Annotated in this window: 15 protein-coding genes; 8 read left to right on the top strand and 7 right to left on the bottom strand. The window is 63.8% G+C overall.

Features of this window, described 5'->3' with window-relative positions; translation table 11 throughout:
- Positions 1-463 precede the first annotated feature (463 nt).
- From AC0IPL_RS03805 to AC0IPL_RS03785, 5 genes are all read left to right on the top strand, one after another.
- Positions 464-856 carry a cytidine deaminase gene (locus tag AC0IPL_RS03805; protein WP_474272299.1) on the top strand — a complete coding sequence of 131 codons (393 nt, stop codon included), beginning with the start codon at positions 464-466 and terminating at the stop codon, positions 854-856.
- Positions 856-2,166: a thymidine phosphorylase gene (locus AC0IPL_RS03800; RefSeq protein ID WP_474272298.1), complete on the top strand. Its 1,311-nt coding sequence runs from the start codon at positions 856-858 to the stop codon at positions 2,164-2,166. Before AC0IPL_RS03805 ends, AC0IPL_RS03800 begins: the two co-directional genes overlap by 1 nt.
- On the top strand, positions 2,166-3,377 hold the full coding sequence (locus AC0IPL_RS03795; RefSeq protein WP_474272297.1) for a phosphopentomutase: 1,212 nt from the start codon (positions 2,166-2,168) through the stop codon (positions 3,375-3,377). The genes AC0IPL_RS03800 and AC0IPL_RS03795 overlap by 1 nt, the downstream gene beginning before the upstream one ends.
- Before the next feature lie 75 nt (positions 3,378-3,452).
- A complete protein-coding gene (upp, locus tag AC0IPL_RS03790; protein ID WP_474272295.1) occupies positions 3,453-4,085 on the top strand; it encodes a uracil phosphoribosyltransferase in 633 nt (210 codons plus the stop codon).
- A 185-nt stretch (positions 4,086-4,270) separates the two neighbouring features.
- Positions 4,271-5,605 (top strand): SPOR domain-containing protein, encoded by a 1,335-nt coding sequence (locus AC0IPL_RS03785; protein WP_474272294.1) that lies wholly within the window; start codon positions 4,271-4,273, stop codon positions 5,603-5,605.
- A gap of 95 nt (positions 5,606-5,700) precedes the next feature.
- On the opposite strand, the gene AC0IPL_RS03780 is transcribed toward AC0IPL_RS03785, so the two are convergent.
- The 3 genes from AC0IPL_RS03780 to AC0IPL_RS03770 all read right to left on the bottom strand — a co-directional run bounded on the left by AC0IPL_RS03780 (position 5,701) and on the right by AC0IPL_RS03770 (position 8,995).
- Entirely contained in the window at positions 5,701-6,144 is a 444-nt protein-coding gene (locus tag AC0IPL_RS03780; protein WP_474272293.1) for a PACE efflux transporter, read from the bottom strand.
- A gap of 108 nt (positions 6,145-6,252) precedes the next feature.
- Entirely contained in the window at positions 6,253-7,263 is a 1,011-nt protein-coding gene (locus tag AC0IPL_RS03775) for a hypothetical protein (protein WP_474272292.1), read from the bottom strand.
- A gap of 103 nt (positions 7,264-7,366) precedes the next feature.
- Positions 7,367-8,995: an AMP-binding protein gene (locus AC0IPL_RS03770; RefSeq protein WP_474272291.1), complete on the bottom strand. Its 1,629-nt coding sequence runs from the start codon at positions 8,993-8,995 to the stop codon at positions 7,367-7,369.
- A gap of 79 nt (positions 8,996-9,074) precedes the next feature.
- Here AC0IPL_RS03770 and AC0IPL_RS03765 point away from each other — a divergent pair, with 79 nt between their 5' ends.
- The 3 genes from AC0IPL_RS03765 (at position 9,075) to AC0IPL_RS03755 (ending at position 11,704) form a co-directional block, all read left to right on the top strand.
- On the top strand, positions 9,075-10,031 hold the full coding sequence (locus tag AC0IPL_RS03765) for a DMT family transporter (RefSeq protein ID WP_474272289.1): 957 nt from the start codon (positions 9,075-9,077) through the stop codon (positions 10,029-10,031).
- A 142-nt stretch (positions 10,032-10,173) separates the two neighbouring features.
- Positions 10,174-10,839 carry a sulfotransferase family 2 domain-containing protein gene (locus AC0IPL_RS03760; protein ID WP_474272288.1) on the top strand — a complete coding sequence of 222 codons (666 nt, stop codon included), beginning with the start codon at positions 10,174-10,176 and terminating at the stop codon, positions 10,837-10,839.
- 199 nt (positions 10,840-11,038) lie between these two features.
- On the top strand, positions 11,039-11,704 hold the full coding sequence (locus AC0IPL_RS03755; protein ID WP_474272287.1) for a Hint domain-containing protein: 666 nt from the start codon (positions 11,039-11,041) through the stop codon (positions 11,702-11,704).
- 87 nt (positions 11,705-11,791) lie between these two features.
- On the opposite strand, the gene AC0IPL_RS03750 is transcribed toward AC0IPL_RS03755, so the two are convergent.
- The 4 genes from AC0IPL_RS03750 to AC0IPL_RS03735 all read right to left on the bottom strand — a co-directional run bounded on the left by AC0IPL_RS03750 (position 11,792) and on the right by AC0IPL_RS03735 (position 17,312).
- Positions 11,792-13,990, bottom strand: a complete 2,199-nt coding sequence (locus tag AC0IPL_RS03750; RefSeq protein ID WP_474272286.1) for a 3-hydroxyacyl-CoA dehydrogenase NAD-binding domain-containing protein — start codon at positions 13,988-13,990, stop codon at positions 11,792-11,794.
- 40 nt (positions 13,991-14,030) lie between these two features.
- Complete coding sequence (locus tag AC0IPL_RS03745; RefSeq protein WP_474272285.1) at positions 14,031-15,242, bottom strand: acetyl-CoA C-acetyltransferase; 1,212 nt, start codon at positions 15,240-15,242, stop codon at positions 14,031-14,033.
- A 10-nt stretch (positions 15,243-15,252) separates the two neighbouring features.
- A complete protein-coding gene (locus AC0IPL_RS03740; protein ID WP_474272284.1) occupies positions 15,253-15,885 on the bottom strand; it encodes a glutathione S-transferase family protein in 633 nt (210 codons plus the stop codon).
- 278 nt (positions 15,886-16,163) lie between these two features.
- On the bottom strand, positions 16,164-17,312 hold the full coding sequence (locus AC0IPL_RS03735) for an acyl-CoA dehydrogenase family protein (RefSeq protein ID WP_474272283.1): 1,149 nt from the start codon (positions 17,310-17,312) through the stop codon (positions 16,164-16,166).
- Between the last annotated feature and the right edge of the window lie 23 nt (positions 17,313-17,335).

Raw genomic sequence — 17,335 nt, 5'->3', positions numbered from 1 at the left:
GCGTTTCGTAGGCGTTGGCGCGCGGCGGGTCGACGCGGAGCGCAGTACGGCAGGCAGCCCCCCGGATCACAGCGAATTTGAACGCTATTTCAGCATCTTGCTGTAACTTTTTTCCGCGGTGAAACGCTGGAGCAGACGGCGTTTCTTGAAGAAGGGTTCAAGCCCCAACTTGGCGGCCCCAACGCCATGCAATGAGAGATCGGCAGTACTATGCTCATTTTTCCGAAGGATCCTTTTGGCATTCCCGAACGCGGCGGCTCCACGGTGGGACCGATCATGGCACCGACCCGTTCGCGGCCCATACCCGGCGGCCAGGCGGCAACCCGTCAATGGAAGGTGCGACCGGGGTCGGGCGGCATGACGGCGGGGCAGGGGGATGCTGCGCCAAAGGGGCTTCACCTTTGCGGTCGCGACCCGCTATCCTGCGGCATCTTGACCGGATGATCAAAAACAGGGAATCGCCATGAGCCTGAAGGCCGCCGCCACCGCTGTCCGTGAAAACGCCCACGCGCCCTATTCCAACTTCAAGGTTGGGGCGGCGATCCGTTCCGGCTCTGGGCAGGTCTACGTTGGCTGCAACGTTGAAAACGTGGCCTACCCCGAGGGCACCTGCGCCGAAGCCGGGGCCATCGCCGCCATGGTTGCGGCGGGCGAGACAGAGCTGGCGGAGGTCTATGTGATCGCCGACAGCCCGTCGCCGGTGCCGCCCTGTGGCGGCTGCCGCCAGAAGTTGAAGGAATTCGGCGCGGGGGAAGTCCGGGTTACCATGGGGACCACCGATGGCGCGGAACGCGAAACCACCATTGGCGCGCTTCTGCCTGGCGCCTTTGACGCGGACCACATGGAGCGCAGCTGATGGATGCCCGCGGGATCATCGCACAGCTGCGGCGAGGGCAAACCCCCGCGGATGACGTGCTTGGCTGGTTCGCCGAGGGTCTGGCCAGTGGTGTCGTGACCGATGCGCAAGCGGGGGCATTTGCGATGGCGGTGTGCCTGCAGGGGCTGACGGTACAGGGCCGCCGCGCCCTGACCCTTGCGATGCGGGACACCGGCGATGTCCTGGACTGGGATCTGGACGGGCCGGTGCTCGACAAACACTCCACCGGCGGGGTCGGCGATTGCGTGTCGCTGCTGCTGGCGCCTGCGCTGGCGGCCTGTGGTGCCTACGTTCCGATGATCTCCGGCCGTGGTTTGGGCCACACCGGCGGCACCCTGGACAAGCTGGAGGCGATTCCCGGTGTCTCCACCAGCGTCAGCGAGGAACTTTTGCGGCAGATGGTGGATCAGGCAGGCTGCGCCATCGTCGGCGCCACTGCGCAGATCGCCCCGGCGGACAAGCGGCTATATGCGGTGCGCGATGTGACCGCGACGGTGGACAGTATCGACCTGATCACGGCGTCCATCCTGTCCAAGAAACTGGCGGCGGGTCCGGATGCGCTGGTGCTCGACGTCAAGATCGGCTCCGGCGCCTTTATGAAAACCGCCGATCAGGCACGCGCGCTGGCGACCTCGCTGTACGATACGGCCAATGCGGCGGGCTGCAGGACCGCGGCGTTGATCACGGACATGAACCAGCCGCTGGCGCCAGCGCTCGGCAACGCGCTGGAGGTGGCTGAGGTGATGCGACTGCTGACCGGCGGTGCGGCTGCCACCGGGCCGCTGGCAGAGATCACGGTCGCTTTGGGTGCGGAGCTGCTGCTCCAGGCGGGGCTGGCGCAGGATGCGGCTTCGGGGGGCGAGATGATCGCGGCAACCCTGCGCGACGGTCGCGCGGCGGACCGTTTCGAACGTATGATCGCCCTGATGGGCGGTCCGGCGGACTTTGCCAGCTGTTGGCAGGCACATTTGCCGGGCGCTGAGGTGATCCGCGACGTGGCCGCACCCGAGGCGGGGTATGTGACCGCGATGAACGGCGAGGCGCTGGGTCTGGCCGTTGTCAGCCTCGGCGGTGGTCGCATGGTCGAAGGCGACCGGATCCACCCCGGTGTCGGCCTGGCCGATCTGGTGCGGCTGGGGCAGAAGGTGGCCAAGGGCGCACCGCTGGTCCGCATTCATGCCGCCAGCACCGAGGCCGCAGAGGTGGCCGAAACCGCCATCCTTGCCGCGATTGCGCTGTCACAGACGCCGACAGAGCTGCCGCCACTGGTGCATGAGAGGATCACCTGATGCCCCGCGCCTTTGTTGTGGTGATGGATTCGGTTGGCATCGGTGGCGCACCAGACGCCGGGCGGTTCTTCAACGGCGACCTGCCCGATCTGGGCGCCAATACGCTGGCCCATATCGCCCAGGCCTGCGCGGCGGGCCGGGCCGAGCAAGGGCGCAGCGGCGCGCTGCATCTGCCAAACCTTGACCGACTGGGGTTGGGGGCGGCGATGCGCTTGGCGTCGGCGGTGCCGTTCCCCGGTCTGACGGCTACGCCGCAAGGTCGGTGGGGCTGCGCGGCAGAGGCCAGCCCCGGCAAGGACACGCCCTCTGGCCATTGGGAGCTGGCCGGGCTGGTGGTGCCGTGGGATTGGCATTATTTCCCCGATCGGGCGCCGTCTTTCCCGGCAGAACTGGTCGCGCGGGTGGCGGAATTGGCGGGAACGGATGGGGTTCTGGGCAATTGTCACGCCTCCGGCACCAAGATCATCAACGATCTGGGCGAGGAGCACGTTCGGACCGGCTGGCCGATCTGCTATACCTCTGCCGACAGCGTGTTTCAGATCGCCGCCCATGAGGAGACATTCGGCCTCGACCGGCTGCTGAAGCTCTGTGAAGACATCGCGCCGCAGCTTCATGCGATGAAGGTTGGCCGGGTCATCGCGCGGCCCTTTGTGGGGACTGTCGAACAGGGCTTCAGCCGGACAACCAACCGTCGTGATTATGCCATAGCGCCCCCCGCGCCGGTGCTGACCAACTGGGTGCAAGAGGCAGGTGGCAAGGTGCACGCCATCGGCAAGATCGGCGACATCTTTACCATGTCGGGTATCGACACTTTGAAAAAGGGTAGCGATGCCAAGTTGATGGAGCATCTCTTTGAAGCCGTCGACGCGTCGGAGGACGGCAGCCTGACCTTTGCCAATTTTGTCGAGTTCGACAGCCTCTTTGGCCATACGCGCGACATCAGCGGCTATGCCCGTGCGCTGGAATGGTTCGACGCTGAGCTGGGCCGTCTGCTGCCGCGATTGCGCCCCGGCGATATGCTGCTGTTAACGGCCGACCATGGCAATGATCCCAGTTGGCCGGGCTCTGACCACACCCGCGAGCAAGTGCCGGTTCTGGTTGCGGGGCTTGACGCGGGTAGCCTCGGGCAGGTCAAATTCACCGATGTGGCCGCCTCTGTTGCGGCACATCTGAATGTTCCGGCCCAAGGGGCAGGCAAGTCATTTATTTGACCTTGTGGTCAAAACGCGCTTGCCAGTCCCGGCCAAACCCATAAAAGCGCTGCAAACAGAATTTAGGAGAGCCCCATGACCGACCACCTGACCGTTGTTGATCACCCGCTTGTGCAGCACAAGCTGACCTTGATGCGGGACAAGGGGACCTCCACCGCCGGTTTTCGCCGCCTGTTGCGCGAAATCACCCAACTTCTGGCCTATGAGATCACCCGCGAGATGCCGCTGACCACCACCACCATCGACACCCCGATGGAGGAAATGGAAGCGCCTATCCTGGCTGGCAAGAAGTTGGCGCTGGTGTCCATCCTGCGGGCGGGCAATGGTATGCTGGACGGGGTGCTGGAGCTGATCCCCTCGGCCCGCGTCGGCTTTGTCGGCCTGTATCGGGACGAGGAAACCCTAGAACCGGTGCAATACTACTTCAAGGCGCCCGAAGCGCTGGAGGACCGGCTGGTGATCGCGGTGGATCCAATGCTGGCCACCGGCAACAGCTCAGCCGCGGCGATCGACCTGTTGAAAGAAGCGGGCGCCAACGACATCCGCTTCCTGTGTCTTCTGGCCTCGCCCGAAGGGGTGGCGCGGATGAAGGAGGCCCACCCGGATGTGCCAATCGTGACAGCCTCTCTCGACCGTGAAATTGATGCCAAGGGCTATATCCTGCCGGGGCTTGGCGACGCGGGTGACCGGATGTTCGGCACCAAGTAAGCCATCCGGCGCCGACCAGTACTCCAGCCGTGACGAGGGGCGTTGCGGCTGGACATAGACAGCAGCGCCCGCGCGTGACGTGGAAGACGCAAAAATGTCACCGGCGGCGCCTTATTGTTGCCGCAGAATCTTTACTCGCAAATCTGTTTCAGGCATCGTGTGCCCATATTTTGTGGGGTGCAGGAATGAAAATAACTAGAATTATTGCACTGGCCTTCATTGCGGGGGCGACCGGCGCTGCAGGACTACAGGCACAGACCCTGCGCCCAACCAGCCCTCCGGCGGAGTTCCCGCCAGCCGCATACAAGGGCAAGCAATACGTCGACAGCCGTGGGTGCATCTATGTACGGGCAGGCATCGACGGCAATGTGACCTGGGTGCCGCGGGTCACGCGATCGCGCAAGCAAATATGCGGCTATGAACCGACGCAGGTGGCAGGCGCCACCCGGCAGCCGCAACGCGCTCCGGCACCAGAGTTGATCACGCTGGATCCCGGGCAGCAGCCCGCCAAGGCGACGGTGCCGGCAGCGGCAAAACCTGCCGCAAGCGCACCGCCCAAAGTGGTGACAACGGCCAAACCACGTCGCACCGCGCAGACCACCAGCGCCCGGCCAGCCCCACCAGCCGCCACGGCATCGACTGCGAAGGCAGCCCCTGCGGCACGGACCAAGCCTGTGGTGCGGGTCACTCCGAAACCGGTCACCGTCGCGCGTCCCAAGGCGACCGCGCCTGCTGCCACCGGTGTGGGTGGCTGCGCCGGGCTGTCGGACATCAGTCGCCAGTACAGCAGCGGGCCGGGCGCGCGCTGTGGGCCGCAGGAGATGGCGCCGGTAAACTTTGGCCCGCAATCTTCGGTTCTGCTGACGCCGAACACACGGGTTGTTCAGGCCCATATCTATCAGAAACGGCGGCTGGCCAATGGGTTCCCGGTACCAAAAGGCTATCGCGCGGTGTGGGAGGACGGGCGGCTGAACCCGCATCGCGCCGAACGCACAATACGACCGGCAATGGTTGCCCCGGTCTCGGGCGCGCCTGCGGGGTATGAGGTCGTGGAGCGGGAGGATGGCCGCATGAACCCGATGCGGGGCCAGCGCACCGCCGTGGGCGATGTGCAAATGGCGCAGGTCTGGTCCGACGGACTGCCGCGCCGCCTCGTAAAAAAGCCGCTGGACCGCCGCACGGTGACGGTGCCGCGCCGGGCCAGCCGGAGCCCGGCTGAGACACAGGCGCAGACGATGCGGTTGTCCACACGCTCGGCGCCAGACGCCGCGGCGCCGGCCTACGCGCAGGTTGGCAACCGCTATGTGCGCGCCGCCACATTCACGGAGGCAGCAGCCGCCAAGGCCGCGGCCCGGAAGCTGGCCGCAACAGGTGTGCCGGTGCGGTTAGGACGGCTCAGCCGTGGTGGTAAGACCCACAGCGTGGTGCTGGCCGGGCCATTCCGGGACCCCGCAGAGGCCAAGGCGACCTTGGCGCAGGTTCAGAGGGCCGGTTTCACCGGAGCCCGGCTCAGCCGCTAGGCGCAGCGTACGGCCTAAGGCGATATTCGACAGGAACATGTTTGGCCGGGAATTTCCCCGGCCATTCTTGTGTTGCGGCCATTTTGGGGGGCGGGTCAGTCGGCCTCTGCCAACTTTTGCGACGGCAGGCTGGGGACCGGAAAGACCACGTCGTAGGCCCAGTTGAACACGAAGGCATAGACCAGATAAAATCCGGCAAAGCCGAGATCCATGACCAGGGCCTGGAGCAGCGAAATCTGCAAGTACCAGGCAAAGAACGGCATCAGCGCGAGCAGCAGACCCAGTTCGAACAGCGTGGCGTGCAGGATGCGCTGGCGGAGCGACTTTCGCACATGCCCCAACAGGCGCAGCATCGTCCGGTCGTAGGCCAGATTGTAGACGTAGTTCCACAGCGTGGCGATGGTGGCGCCGACCAGCGCGGCAACGCCCATGTGCTCCATTGGCATGTGAAAGATATAGGCCCCCAGCGGGGTCACCATCAACAGGCCGATGATTTCAAATGACAGGGCATGGCGGATACGGTCCTTGGTGCTGCGCATGGCCGCTCTCCTCAGGTTGGCCGGGCCGTCCCGGCAGGTGTGAAAATGGTCGGAGGCCGTCCTCGCCAGGCGCCAATCTATGGGCGCGGGCGAGGGATGCAAGAGGCGTCAGCCGCAGATGTTTTGCAATTGCACCCAGTCGCGGTCGTTCAGCACCGGTTTCAGCTCGCGGCCTGCCATCGGGTCGGCCTCGATCAACCCCAGCACGGTCTCGCCGGTCACGTCCAGCGCATAGGCATAAGGGGTGGAGGGCAGGGCCGCACGGGCAAATTCTGCCAGTATTGTTTCGTCCGGCAGCTGCGGACGCGGTTTGCCTAATGTGGTCTCGGCGTAGGCGTCCAGCGTGCTGCGGTCCAGATCGCCGGTCGTCAACAGCTTCAACGCGGACAAGAAACCGCCCGCCTCCAGCAGCTCTGCCATCGGGTCGGTGACCCCGGCACGGGCGCGTTCGGCCAGAATTGCGCCGGCCGCCACTGCGGGGTCTTCGAAACCCTCGACAAAACTGCGGTTCAGCAGAACAATGCCGCCGGGCAGATACAGGCTGCCGGGAATGCCGGAGCGCAGGATCGCCAGCTGCCGCACGCCGGTGCGTTCAGCCAGTTTGGTCAGGATCGGCCCTGACTCGCGGGTGGCACAGGCCGGGCCGGAGACCCGCTCGATGCGACCCAGCAGCGCCTGCCCGATGGCCTTGCGTTTGATATCCGGCACCACGCTGACCGCGTGGCGGGTGATGGCGCCCGGCAGCCAGACAAAAACCAGCGCCATGACCAGCGCCAGCGCGCCCAGAAGGCCAACGGTGCGCAGGCGACCGGGGTGGCTGCGGGTGCGTCCGATCGCGGCCTGCACCCGTTGGATCGCCTCCAGCATGACAGTCTCGTCGCTGGCAACTTCCAGGGTTTCTCCGGGGTCGCCATCGGGGTGGAACAGGGCCGGAAAGACGCCGGGGTTGGCGCGCTCCACCGCTGCCAGCGACCAATGCGCCAGCGGCCGGTCGTTCATGTCGGTGATGGTCAGCGTCGCATCGCCGAGCGAGATGATCACGTCGCGCCGCTGCGCGTCGGGCGCCGCGCGCCACAACCCTGCGGCCTCCAGCCGTTCAAATTCCTTCAGTGCCGTCATGCAGCCAGCCCGGTCCCCAATCGTGTGTTCGGGGCAGATTAATCACATAAGACGGGGGCGGCAAATTGCTTTGCCCCTACAACGACCCGGAAAGGGCAAAAAGCTAGAGATCCTTGGCAATCTTGCGCAGTTCGAACTTCTGGATCTTGCCGGTTGCGGTTTTCGGAAGCTCGGCAAACACAACCTGCTTGGGAGTCTTGAACCCAGCCAGCCGTTCGCGGGCAAAGGCGATCAGTGCGGCCTCATCCGTGGTGGCCCCGGGCTTCAGCTCGACAAAGGCGCATGGCACTTCGCCCCATTTGTCATCCGGTTTTGCGGTTACTGCCGCCAGCGACACGTCGGGGTGGCCCATCAAAACGCCCTCAACCTCGACCGAGGAGATGTTCTCTCCGCCAGAGATAATAATATCCTTGGCCCGGTCGGCAATCTGCACATAGCCATCGGGATGCTGCACCGCGATGTCGCCGGAGTTGAAATACCCACCGCGGAAGGCTTCTGCCGTGGCCTCGGGGTTTTTCAGGTAGCCTTTCATTACCACGTTGCCGCGCAGGGCGATTTCGCCTTGGGTCTTGCCATCCATTGGCAAGGGGGCATGGTTGCTGTCGCGGATCACCACCGGTTCCAGCATCGGCATGGCAACACCCTGACGCGCCTTGATCGCGGCGGTCTGGTCGGGGTCCAAATCATCCCAGCTGTCGGCGTTCCAATAGCATTCGGTGACATGGCCATAGGTCTCCGTCAGCCCGTAAACATGGGTGACGTTGAAGCCGAGCGCCTCGATCTTGGCGAGGGTCGCAGGAGCGGGCGGGGCGCCTGCGGTAAAGACCTCGACGGGGTGCTCGAACCCCTCGCGCAACTCCTCGGGGGCGTTGACCAGCATGTTCAGTACGATCGGCGCGCCGCCGAAATGGGTGACACCCTCGGTGCGAATGGCGTTGAAGATGTTCTCGGCGCTGATGTCACGGCAGCAGACCAAGGTGCCGCCCACCAGCGGCATCATCCAGGTGTGGTTCCAGCCGTTGCAGTGAAACAGCGGCACGATGGTCAGGTAGACTGGATGCAGCACCATCCGCCAGGACACCACCGTACCCATGGTCATCAGATACGCGCCGCGGTGGTGATAGACCACACCCTTGGGCCGACCGGTGGTGCCGGAGGTGTAGTTGAGCGCGAGGCTTTCCCATTCGTCCTGCGGCATGATCCAGTCGAAATCCGGGTCGCCGCGATCCAGCAGGGTTTCATACTCCAGATGCTTGCCGCTGACCGGAAAGCCAGAGTGCAGGTCGGCGGCCTCGACGATAATGGGGGCGGGGCCATCCATGCGGCTGACCGCCGCCTCTGCCAGCGCCAGAAACTGCGGATCGGCCAGCAGGACCTTGGCACCGCCGTGATCCAGGATATAGGCGACGGTGTCCGGGTCCAGACGGGTGTTGATGGTGTTCAGCACCGCACCGCAGGCGGGCACGCCGAAATGTGCTTCTGCCTGGGGGGGCAGATTGGGCAGCAACGTGGCGACCACGTCGCCGGGTGCCACCCCCAGGCCGACCAGCGCCGAGGCCAGCCGGGTGCAACGCGCATGATACTGTGCATAGGTCACCCGGTGGCTGCCGTGCACCACCGCGGTTCGGTCCGCAAACACCTGTGCCGCCCGTTGCAGGTGCGACAATGGGGTCAGCGGCACAAAGTTCGCGGCTGTCCTCTCCAGTCCGGTCTCATCCGCCATCCACCCCATTGCATTCCTCCCGGCTTGAATCGTTTTGATGTCGTTTTGAGAACAGATACTGCGGAAAGTTGCGGGCTATGGGAAGAGCATGAAACATTCACCAACCTATTCACTGCCGACTGCAAGCCCGGCCGCCGTTCTTCATATTGGGAATCTGCGCCAGACACGGGCGGCGCACTCCATGCTTGCCGCGATGCTGATCATTGGGATCACCGATAATGCGGTGCCGCTGATGGCGGAGCACATCGGGTTGGGGCAGTTCTATGTCATGCGCACGGTGGTGGCATTGCCGCTTCTGTTGCTGATGGCGCGTGCCGGTTTGGGCGGGCTGCGACCGGTTCACCTGGGCGCGGTTATTCTGCGCGCGCTGCTGTTGGCGGTGTCGATGGTGTTCTATTTCTCGGCGGTGGCGCTGATGCCGCTGGCGCAAGCGCTGGCGGGGTTGTTCACCTCTCCCATCATCATTGTCCTGGTGTCGGTGCTGTTTTTGCGGATGCGGATCGGCTGGGTGCGGATCTGCGCGGTGTTTGCGGGCTTTGCCGGGGTGATGCTGGTGTTGCAACCGAACCCGGCGGCGTTTGATACGCTGATCCTGTTGCCGGTGGCGGGGGGTGTGTTTTATGCGCTCGGCTCAATTGCCACCGGGCGGCTGTGTCAGGGCGAAAGCACCGTGTCGATGCTGCTGGTGTACCTGCTGGTGCAGGGGGCGCTGGGGGCGGCGGCGCTGGCGGGGCTGAGCCTGTGGCCGCAGGAGGTGGCGGCGGGCGCGGATGGCTTTCTGACCCGCGGTTGGGTGTGGGACATGTGGGGCATTGCGCATCTCCTCATGCTGCAGGGTCTTGCTGCAGTGGGCGGTGTGTTCCTGATTACCCGCGCCTATCAGCTGGGCGAGGCGTCGTTTGTTGCGGTGTTTGAGTATTCGGTGATGATTGTCGGCCCTGCTGTGGCCTGGCTGGTGTACGGCCAGGTTCTGAATGGCTGGCAGGTCCTTGGCATCGGGCTGATCATGGCGGCGGGGATCACGATTTCGCGGCGCTCAGGCTGAGGGCGGGGCGGGCAAAGGCGCGGCCCCTCTTGGCCCTGCGGTCCAATTCACCCCGGCGTATTTCTGACCAGAATGAAACGTCCGGTCCTTGCGTGGCATGTCCGTCGTTTTCTTTGTCGGCTCAATTGCCTAGTGTCGGGGCATGATCCTGTCGCCGGGCCGAAAATACCTGTTTGTGCATATTCCCAAGACCGGCGGCACCGCGCTGGCCCTGGCGCTGGAGTCGCGCGCCATGGCCGACGACATGATGCTGGGCGATACGCCCAAGGCGCTGAGGCGGCGCCGTCGGGTGAAGGCTGTGCGGACGCGCGGACGCCTGTGGAAACATTCGACCCTGGCCGACATCGAGGGCTTGCTGCCGCAGGCAGAGCTGCGCAGCCTGTTTGTCTTTACGATGGTGCGCAATCCTTGGGACCGGATGGTGAGTTATTTCCACTGGCTGCGCAGCCAGCGGTTCGACCACCCGGCTGTGGCACTGGCGCAGCAGCTGGAGTTCCACGCCTTTGTACAGCATCCGCGCATCATCCAGTCGCTGAAACGGCACCCGGCGACCGCCTATGTGCGCCACGCCGACGGCCAGCAGCAGTGTCATCTATTTATCCGGCTGGAGCATTTTGCGGCAGATGCCCAGCCGCTGTTCCGTCATCTCGGCTTTGGGCTGGAGCTGCCGCGCGTCAATGAGAGCGACAGGGAACGTGACTGGCGCAGCTATTACGACGACGCCAGTGCCGAGACCATTGCCACCGCCTGCGCGCAGGACATTGCGCAATTTGAATACTCTTTTAACGATTATTCCCTATCCCGGTAGCAGGACATGGCGCACTGCCCGTCGGACTAGATCTAATCCGCGACGACTGGGCAAGCTGATGCCGAAATGGGATCAATGCCCGGGTTCTGCCGCAAACATGTGCCGTGAAGGCCCTGATTGCAGGCAGCACATCGGCGGACGTTTTTGCGACGGTGACATCCGCAAACGCGGGAAAGGAACACGGATGCTGGATTGGCTGATGAAGAACAGACAGAACCCGATCGATCGTTTGCAGCGCGGCGGCTTGCCGCTGGTTCCGGTGGCAGAGGGCGGGTTTCTGGCAGGCACCCACGTGGCGTCGAACTTGGGCTGGCGTCCGGTGGAGGCGCTGACGCCCGGTGACACGGTTCTGACCTTTGACCATGGCATGCAGGTGATCGCGGAGCTGCATCGCGAGACCATCCGGCTACCTGAAGGCGCGCTGGCCCCGGCCTGCTGCCCGTTGTTTGTTCCGCGCGATGCGCTGATGAACCGGTTGCCGGTGTGGCTTATGCCGGATCAGGGGGTGCTTCTGGAGAGCGATCTGGTTGAAGATTCCCAAGGCGACCCCTTCGCGGTGGTGCCTGCCTGCACGCTGGAGGGCTATCGCGGCATTCGCCGGATGCATCCGGGCGCCGAGCTGGAACTGGTCATTCCCCGCTTTGCGCAGGACCAGGTGATCTACCTGGAAGCTGGCATGCTGGGTTTCACCGCGGCGCCGCGCAATCTGATGTGCGGGCGGGTCTTCGCCGAAGAAAGCGCCTATCGGCTGCTGCCTCCGGAAGATGCGCGCGGACTGGTTCTGGCGATGATCGCCGAAGAAGATTGCTGGGCGGGTGCCGCCAGCATCGCAGGTGCGGGCGAAAACCGGGCGCCGATGATCTGATCTGCGAGCGTCTTCGCAGGAATCAAAACTCAGCGCAGTCTGCGGCCAGGGAAACCCCCGGCCGCAGTTTTTATTTCAGCGTTCCATTCAGGCGGCGGATTTTTCCGGTGCGAACCGGCCATAGAAGCTCTGGCCTTTGTCTGCCATGTCCCGCAGCAACGCCGGGCAGGTGAAGCGCGCGCCGAACTTTTCGGTCAGCGCGTCACAGCGCTCTGCCGCGTAAGGCGTGCCCAGGATGTCCAACCAGCTGAGCGGCCCGCCGGACCAGGGCGCAAAGCCCCAGGCCAGGATTGCGCCCACGTCACCCTCGCGGATGTCCATCAGCACGCCTTCCTCCAGCGCCCGCACCGCTTCCAGCACCTGTGCGAACATCAGCCGCTCCTGCACCTCGATCAGATCCGGCTGCTCTGCTGCCTGCGGGTATTTCTCCTGCAGACCTTTCCAGTACTCAACCCGCTTGCCCTTATCATCATAGTCGAAGAAGCCCGCACCGGCCTTGCGGCCCAAGCGGCCCTGGTCTTCCATCCAGAAGATCAAATCGTCCGCGGGGCTTTGGGGGTAGGCGTCACCCATCGCTTCCTTGGTGGCACGGGCGATCTTGGCGCCCAGATCAATCGAGGTCTCATCGGTCAGCTGCACCGGCCCCACGGGGAAGCCCAGTTGCCGCGCGGCATTGTCGATCAGCACGGGCGAGACGCCCTCGGTGATCATCCGCAGCCCTTCGTTGATGTAGGGCAGGATGCAGCGGTTGGCGTAGAAGAAACGTGCGTCGTTCACGACGATCGGGGTCTTGCGGATCTGGCGCACGTAGTCCAGCGCCTTGGCCACCGCACGGTCGCCGGTGCCCTTGCCCTTGATGATCTCGACCAGCAGCATCTTCTCAACCGGAGAGAAGAAGTGGATGCCGATGAACTGTTCCGGACGGCTGGACGCCTTGGCCAGTTCGGTGATCGGCAGGGTCGAGGTGTTGGAGGCAAAGATGCAGTCTTCGGGGATGATCGCCTCGACCTTTCGGGTCATCTCGGCTTTGACGCCCGGATCCTCGAACACGGCTTCGATGATCAGATCACAGCCTTTCAGCGCGTCCAGATCGGCGGTGGCGGTGATCTGCGCCAGCAGCGCCTCTTTCTTCTCCGCCGTCGCCTTGCCGCGCTTGATGCCCTTGTCCATGTAGTCGGCGGAATAGGCCTTGCCTTTGTTTGCCGCGGCCTGGTCGCGGTCGATCAAGACCACGTCCATGCCTGCCTGGGCCGACACCAGCGCAATACCCGCACCCATCATGCCGGCGCCCAGCACGCCGATTTTCTTGACCGTCTGGTCCGCCACGTCCTTGGGCCGAACCGCACCTTTTTCCAGCGCCTGCTTGTTCAGGAACAGGCTGCGGATCATCGCCGAGGACGACGGGTTCATCAGCACATGGGTGAACCAGCGCGCCTCGATCTTCAGCGCGGTGTCGAAGTCGACCATGGCCCCTTCATAGATCGACGACAGCAGCGCCTTGGCCGCCGGGAAGGCGCCTTGGGTCTTGCCGTTGATCATTGCCGAGGCGCCGACAAAGGTCATGAAACCCGCCGGGTGATAGGGCGCGCCGCCGGGCATCTTGTAGCCCTTGGCATCCCAAGGCTTCACCAGGTCGGCGTCCTTGGCGTTCAGAACCCATTCGCGGGCCGCGGTCAGCGGATCGTCGGAGACGGCATCCACCAGCTGCGCGCCCTTGGCCTTTTTCGGGTCCATCATCTTGCCTTCGAGCAGCACAGGCGCTGCCGCCATGGCCCCCACCATACGGGAATAGCGCGTGGTGCCACCGCCGCCGGGGAAGATGCCGATCATGATTTCCGGCAGGCCGATCTTGGCCTTCGGGTTGTCGGTCATCACCCGGTGATGGCAGGCCAGCGCAATCTCGGTGCCAATGCCCGCACAGGTGCCGTTGATGGCGCAGGCCACCGGCTTGCCGCCCTTTTTGGTCTTCGGGTCCATGCCGGCAAGTTCAAGCTTCCGCAGGATACGGTGGCCGCTCATGGTGAAGTCGAACAGGCCCTGCGCCGGGTTGTCGCCCGACTCCTCGCGGATGGTGGCCAGCACGTTCAGATCCATGCCGCCGGCAAAGTCCTTCTTGCCGGAGGTGATGACGATGCCTTTGACGGCTTCGTCCGCAAGGGCGCGGTCTACGTATTCCTCAACCAGGCCAAAGGCCTCGCGGGTGAGGACGTTCATGGACTTGCCTTCCGCGTCCCAGGTGATGATTGCGACGCCGTCTGCGTCTACGTCGTATTTGAAATCAGTCATTCTTTGTGTCTCCAACCCTGTTCAGGTGAGGCTGCGGCGCTCAGACGCGCTCGATGATAGTGGCGGCGCCCATGCCCGATGCGATGCACAGGGTGGCAAGACCGCATTGCTTGTCTTGCCGCTCCAGCTCATCCAGCAGGGTGCCGATGATGATCGCGCCGGTGGCGCCCAGCGGGTGGCCCATGGCGATGGAGCCGCCGTTGACGTTGACCAGTTCCGGATCGACATCGAACGCCTGCTGGAACCGCAGCACGACGGAGGCGAAGGCTTCGTTCACTTCGAACAGGTCGATGTCGCCGATCGACATGCCGTTGTCGGCAAGGATCTTTTCGGTGACCGGGACCGGACCGGTCAGCATGATGGTGGGATCGGTGCCGATCTTGGCGGTGGCTTTGATGCGCGCGCGCGGCGTCAGGCCGTGCTTTTCGCCAAATTCCTTGTTGCCGATCAGCAGCGCCGCAGCGCCGTCCACGATACCGGAGGAGTTGCCCGCGTGGTGGATGTGGTTGATCCGCTCCAGATGCGGGTATTTCATCATCGCGATCTTGTCGAAGCCGGGCATCTGCTCGCCCATCATCTGGAACGCGGGGTTCAGCGAACCCAGCGCCTGCATGTCGGTGCCGGGGCGCATGTATTCATCGTGGTCCAGGATCGGCAGGCCGTTCTGGTCGCGCACGGTGATGATGGATTTGTCAAAACGCTTCTCTTCCCAGGCCTTGGCCGCGCGGCGCTGGGATTCCATTGCCAGCGCATCCGCCTGGTCGCGGGTGAAGCCGTATTCGGTGGCGATGATATCGGCCGAGATACCCTGCGGCACGAAGTAGGTGTCCATCGCCAGGGTCGGGTCGACAGCAATTGCCGCACCGTCGCTGCCCATGGCCACGCGCCCCATCATCTCGACGCCACCTGCGATGTACCCATCGCCCGCGCCGCCACGCACCTGGTTCGCGGCGAGGTTTACTGCTTCCATGCCGCTGGCGCAGAAGCGGTTGATCGCAAGGCCCGGAATGCGCTCATCAAGGTCCGAGGCCAGCACGGCAGAGCGCGCAAGGCAGCCGCCCTGTTCCTTGACCTGGGTCACGTTGCCCCAGATCACGTCCTCGACGGCATGGCCTTCGAGGTTGTTGCGCTCCTTGAGCGCGTTCAGCGTCAGGGCGCTGAGCCGCACAGAGGTCACCTCGTGCAGGGCGCCATCCTTACGGCCTTTGCCGCGCGGCGTGCGCAGGGCGTCATAGATATATGCTTCGGTCATGTTGGTCTCCTCAAGTCCGGTCCGACGGTTTGCCGGGCATCAGGTCATAGGGGTGTTGCCAGCCTGGCACCGCGCTGATGCGCGAGAGCCAGGCGTCGATATGGGGCCAGTCGGCACGGTCAAAGCCGAAAGGCTCGGGGTAGAACAGGTAGCCGCAACAGGTGAGGTCAGCGTTGGTCAACTGATCACCGACCATCCACGTGCGGCCCTGCAGATGGGAATTCAGCGTCTTGAAGGCCGCCCGCAGGCGCCCCTGCATGAAGCTGATGACCTCCTGTGGACGTTTGTCCTCGGGGATGAAGTTCATCAGGAAACGCGTCATCCCGGCCTGGCTGGACAGCTTGTGATTGTCCCACAGGATCCAGCGCAGAACCTCGTACTTGTCTTCCGGGCGGCCTGCGAACTTGCCGGTCTTGTCGCTAATGTACTGCTGGATTACGCCGGATTGCGACAGGTGTATGTCGCCATCTATCAGCACCGGGGCCTCGCCCATCAGGTTGAGGCGGCGGTAATCGTCGGTGCGATGCGCCCCGCTGAAGAAATCGACAAAGATCGGCTCCCACTCCAGACCGGAGAGTTCCAGCGCCAGGGCGGCCTTGTAAGAATGGCCGCTTTCGCCAAAACAATGCAGTTTGATTGTCATGTGTTTCTCCCTGTGTCGGATGGCGGAGTGGGGGGGTCACACCACCGCATCCCCGTGGCGTATTTTTGGACAGATGATGGGGCGTTGACCCGCACCCTTCTGAAGTTTTCGAGATTTTTCTTGCGGTATAGGCTGGAGAGCCGATGGCCGTAAAAGGTGATGGTGTCCCCGCTCATTTGGCGAGAACCTGTGGGCAGGGGTGCTGTCTGTGTTTCATCTATCCCGAAATACTGAGAACCCATCCTCAACCTCCTGCGGTGCTGCCGCGGCTCCTGCGATTATAGCGCCCGCGCGATCAGCTCCTTCATGATCTCATTGGTGCCGCCGTAGATCCGCTGCACGCGCGCGTCGGCCCACATCTCACCCACCGCATATTCCTGCATGTAGCCGTAGCCGCCATGCAACTGCAGACACTCGTCCAGCACTTCGCCTTGGGTGTCAGTGATCCAGTATTTCGCCATCGCTGCCTTCTCAACGCTCAAGCGGCCCGCCAGGTGTTCGGCGATGCATTCGTCCAGGAAGGCGCGTGCCACCGTGGTCTTGGTCAGGCATTCGGCCAGTTTGAAACGGGTGTTCTGAAACTGCATGAGCGGCCCGCCAAACGCCTCCCGCTCCTTGCAATAGGCGACGGTGCCAGCAGTCGCACCCTCCATCGCCCCGACCGCGCCACAGGCGATGATAAGACGTTCCTGGGGCAGCTGCTGCATCATCTGGTAGAACCCCTGGCCCTCCGCGCCGCCGAGAATGTTCTCCGGCGGGATCTCGACGTTGTCGAAAAACAGCTCTGACGTATCCGCCGCATGGCAGCCGATCTTGTCGAGATTGCGACCGCGGCTGAAGCCTGCGGCGCCATCTGTTTCCACTGCCACCAGCGACACCCCCTTGGCGCCTGCCGCAGGATCCGTCTTGGCTGCCACGAGGATCAGGTTGGCGTGCTGACCGTTGGTTATAAAGGTCTTTTGCCCTGACAGCCGGTAGCCGTTTCCGTCCCGCAATGCCTTGGTCTTGATCGCCTGCACGTCGGAGCCGGTGGAGGGCTCGGTCATCGCCAGCGCGCCGACCAGCTTGCCACTCACCATGTCTGGCAGCCAGCGTTGTTTCTGCTCTTCGGTGCCGTACGCCAGGATGTAGTGCGCCACGATGCCGGAATGGATGCCGTGGCCCCAACTGGCAAGATTGGCCCGACTGCCTTCCATCAGGATCACCGCCTCATGGCCGAAATCGCCTCCCGCGCCGCCGTACTGTTCGGGGACCGACGGGCAGAGCAGGCCGAGTTCGCCTGCCTGTTCCCAGGTCTCGCGATCCATCATACCTTGCTTGCGCCAGATCTCGAACTTCGGCGCCCATTCATTGGTGATGAACTGGGCGGTCATGTCGGCCAGCATCTGGTGTTCAGGCGTCATCCATGCGGATGTGTTACTGGTCATGGCTCTCTCCCCGTGCTGCCCCT

This window comes from Leisingera sp. SA32, assembly GCF_056033425.1.
This window is presented reverse-complemented; position numbering and strand designations above follow the sequence as displayed.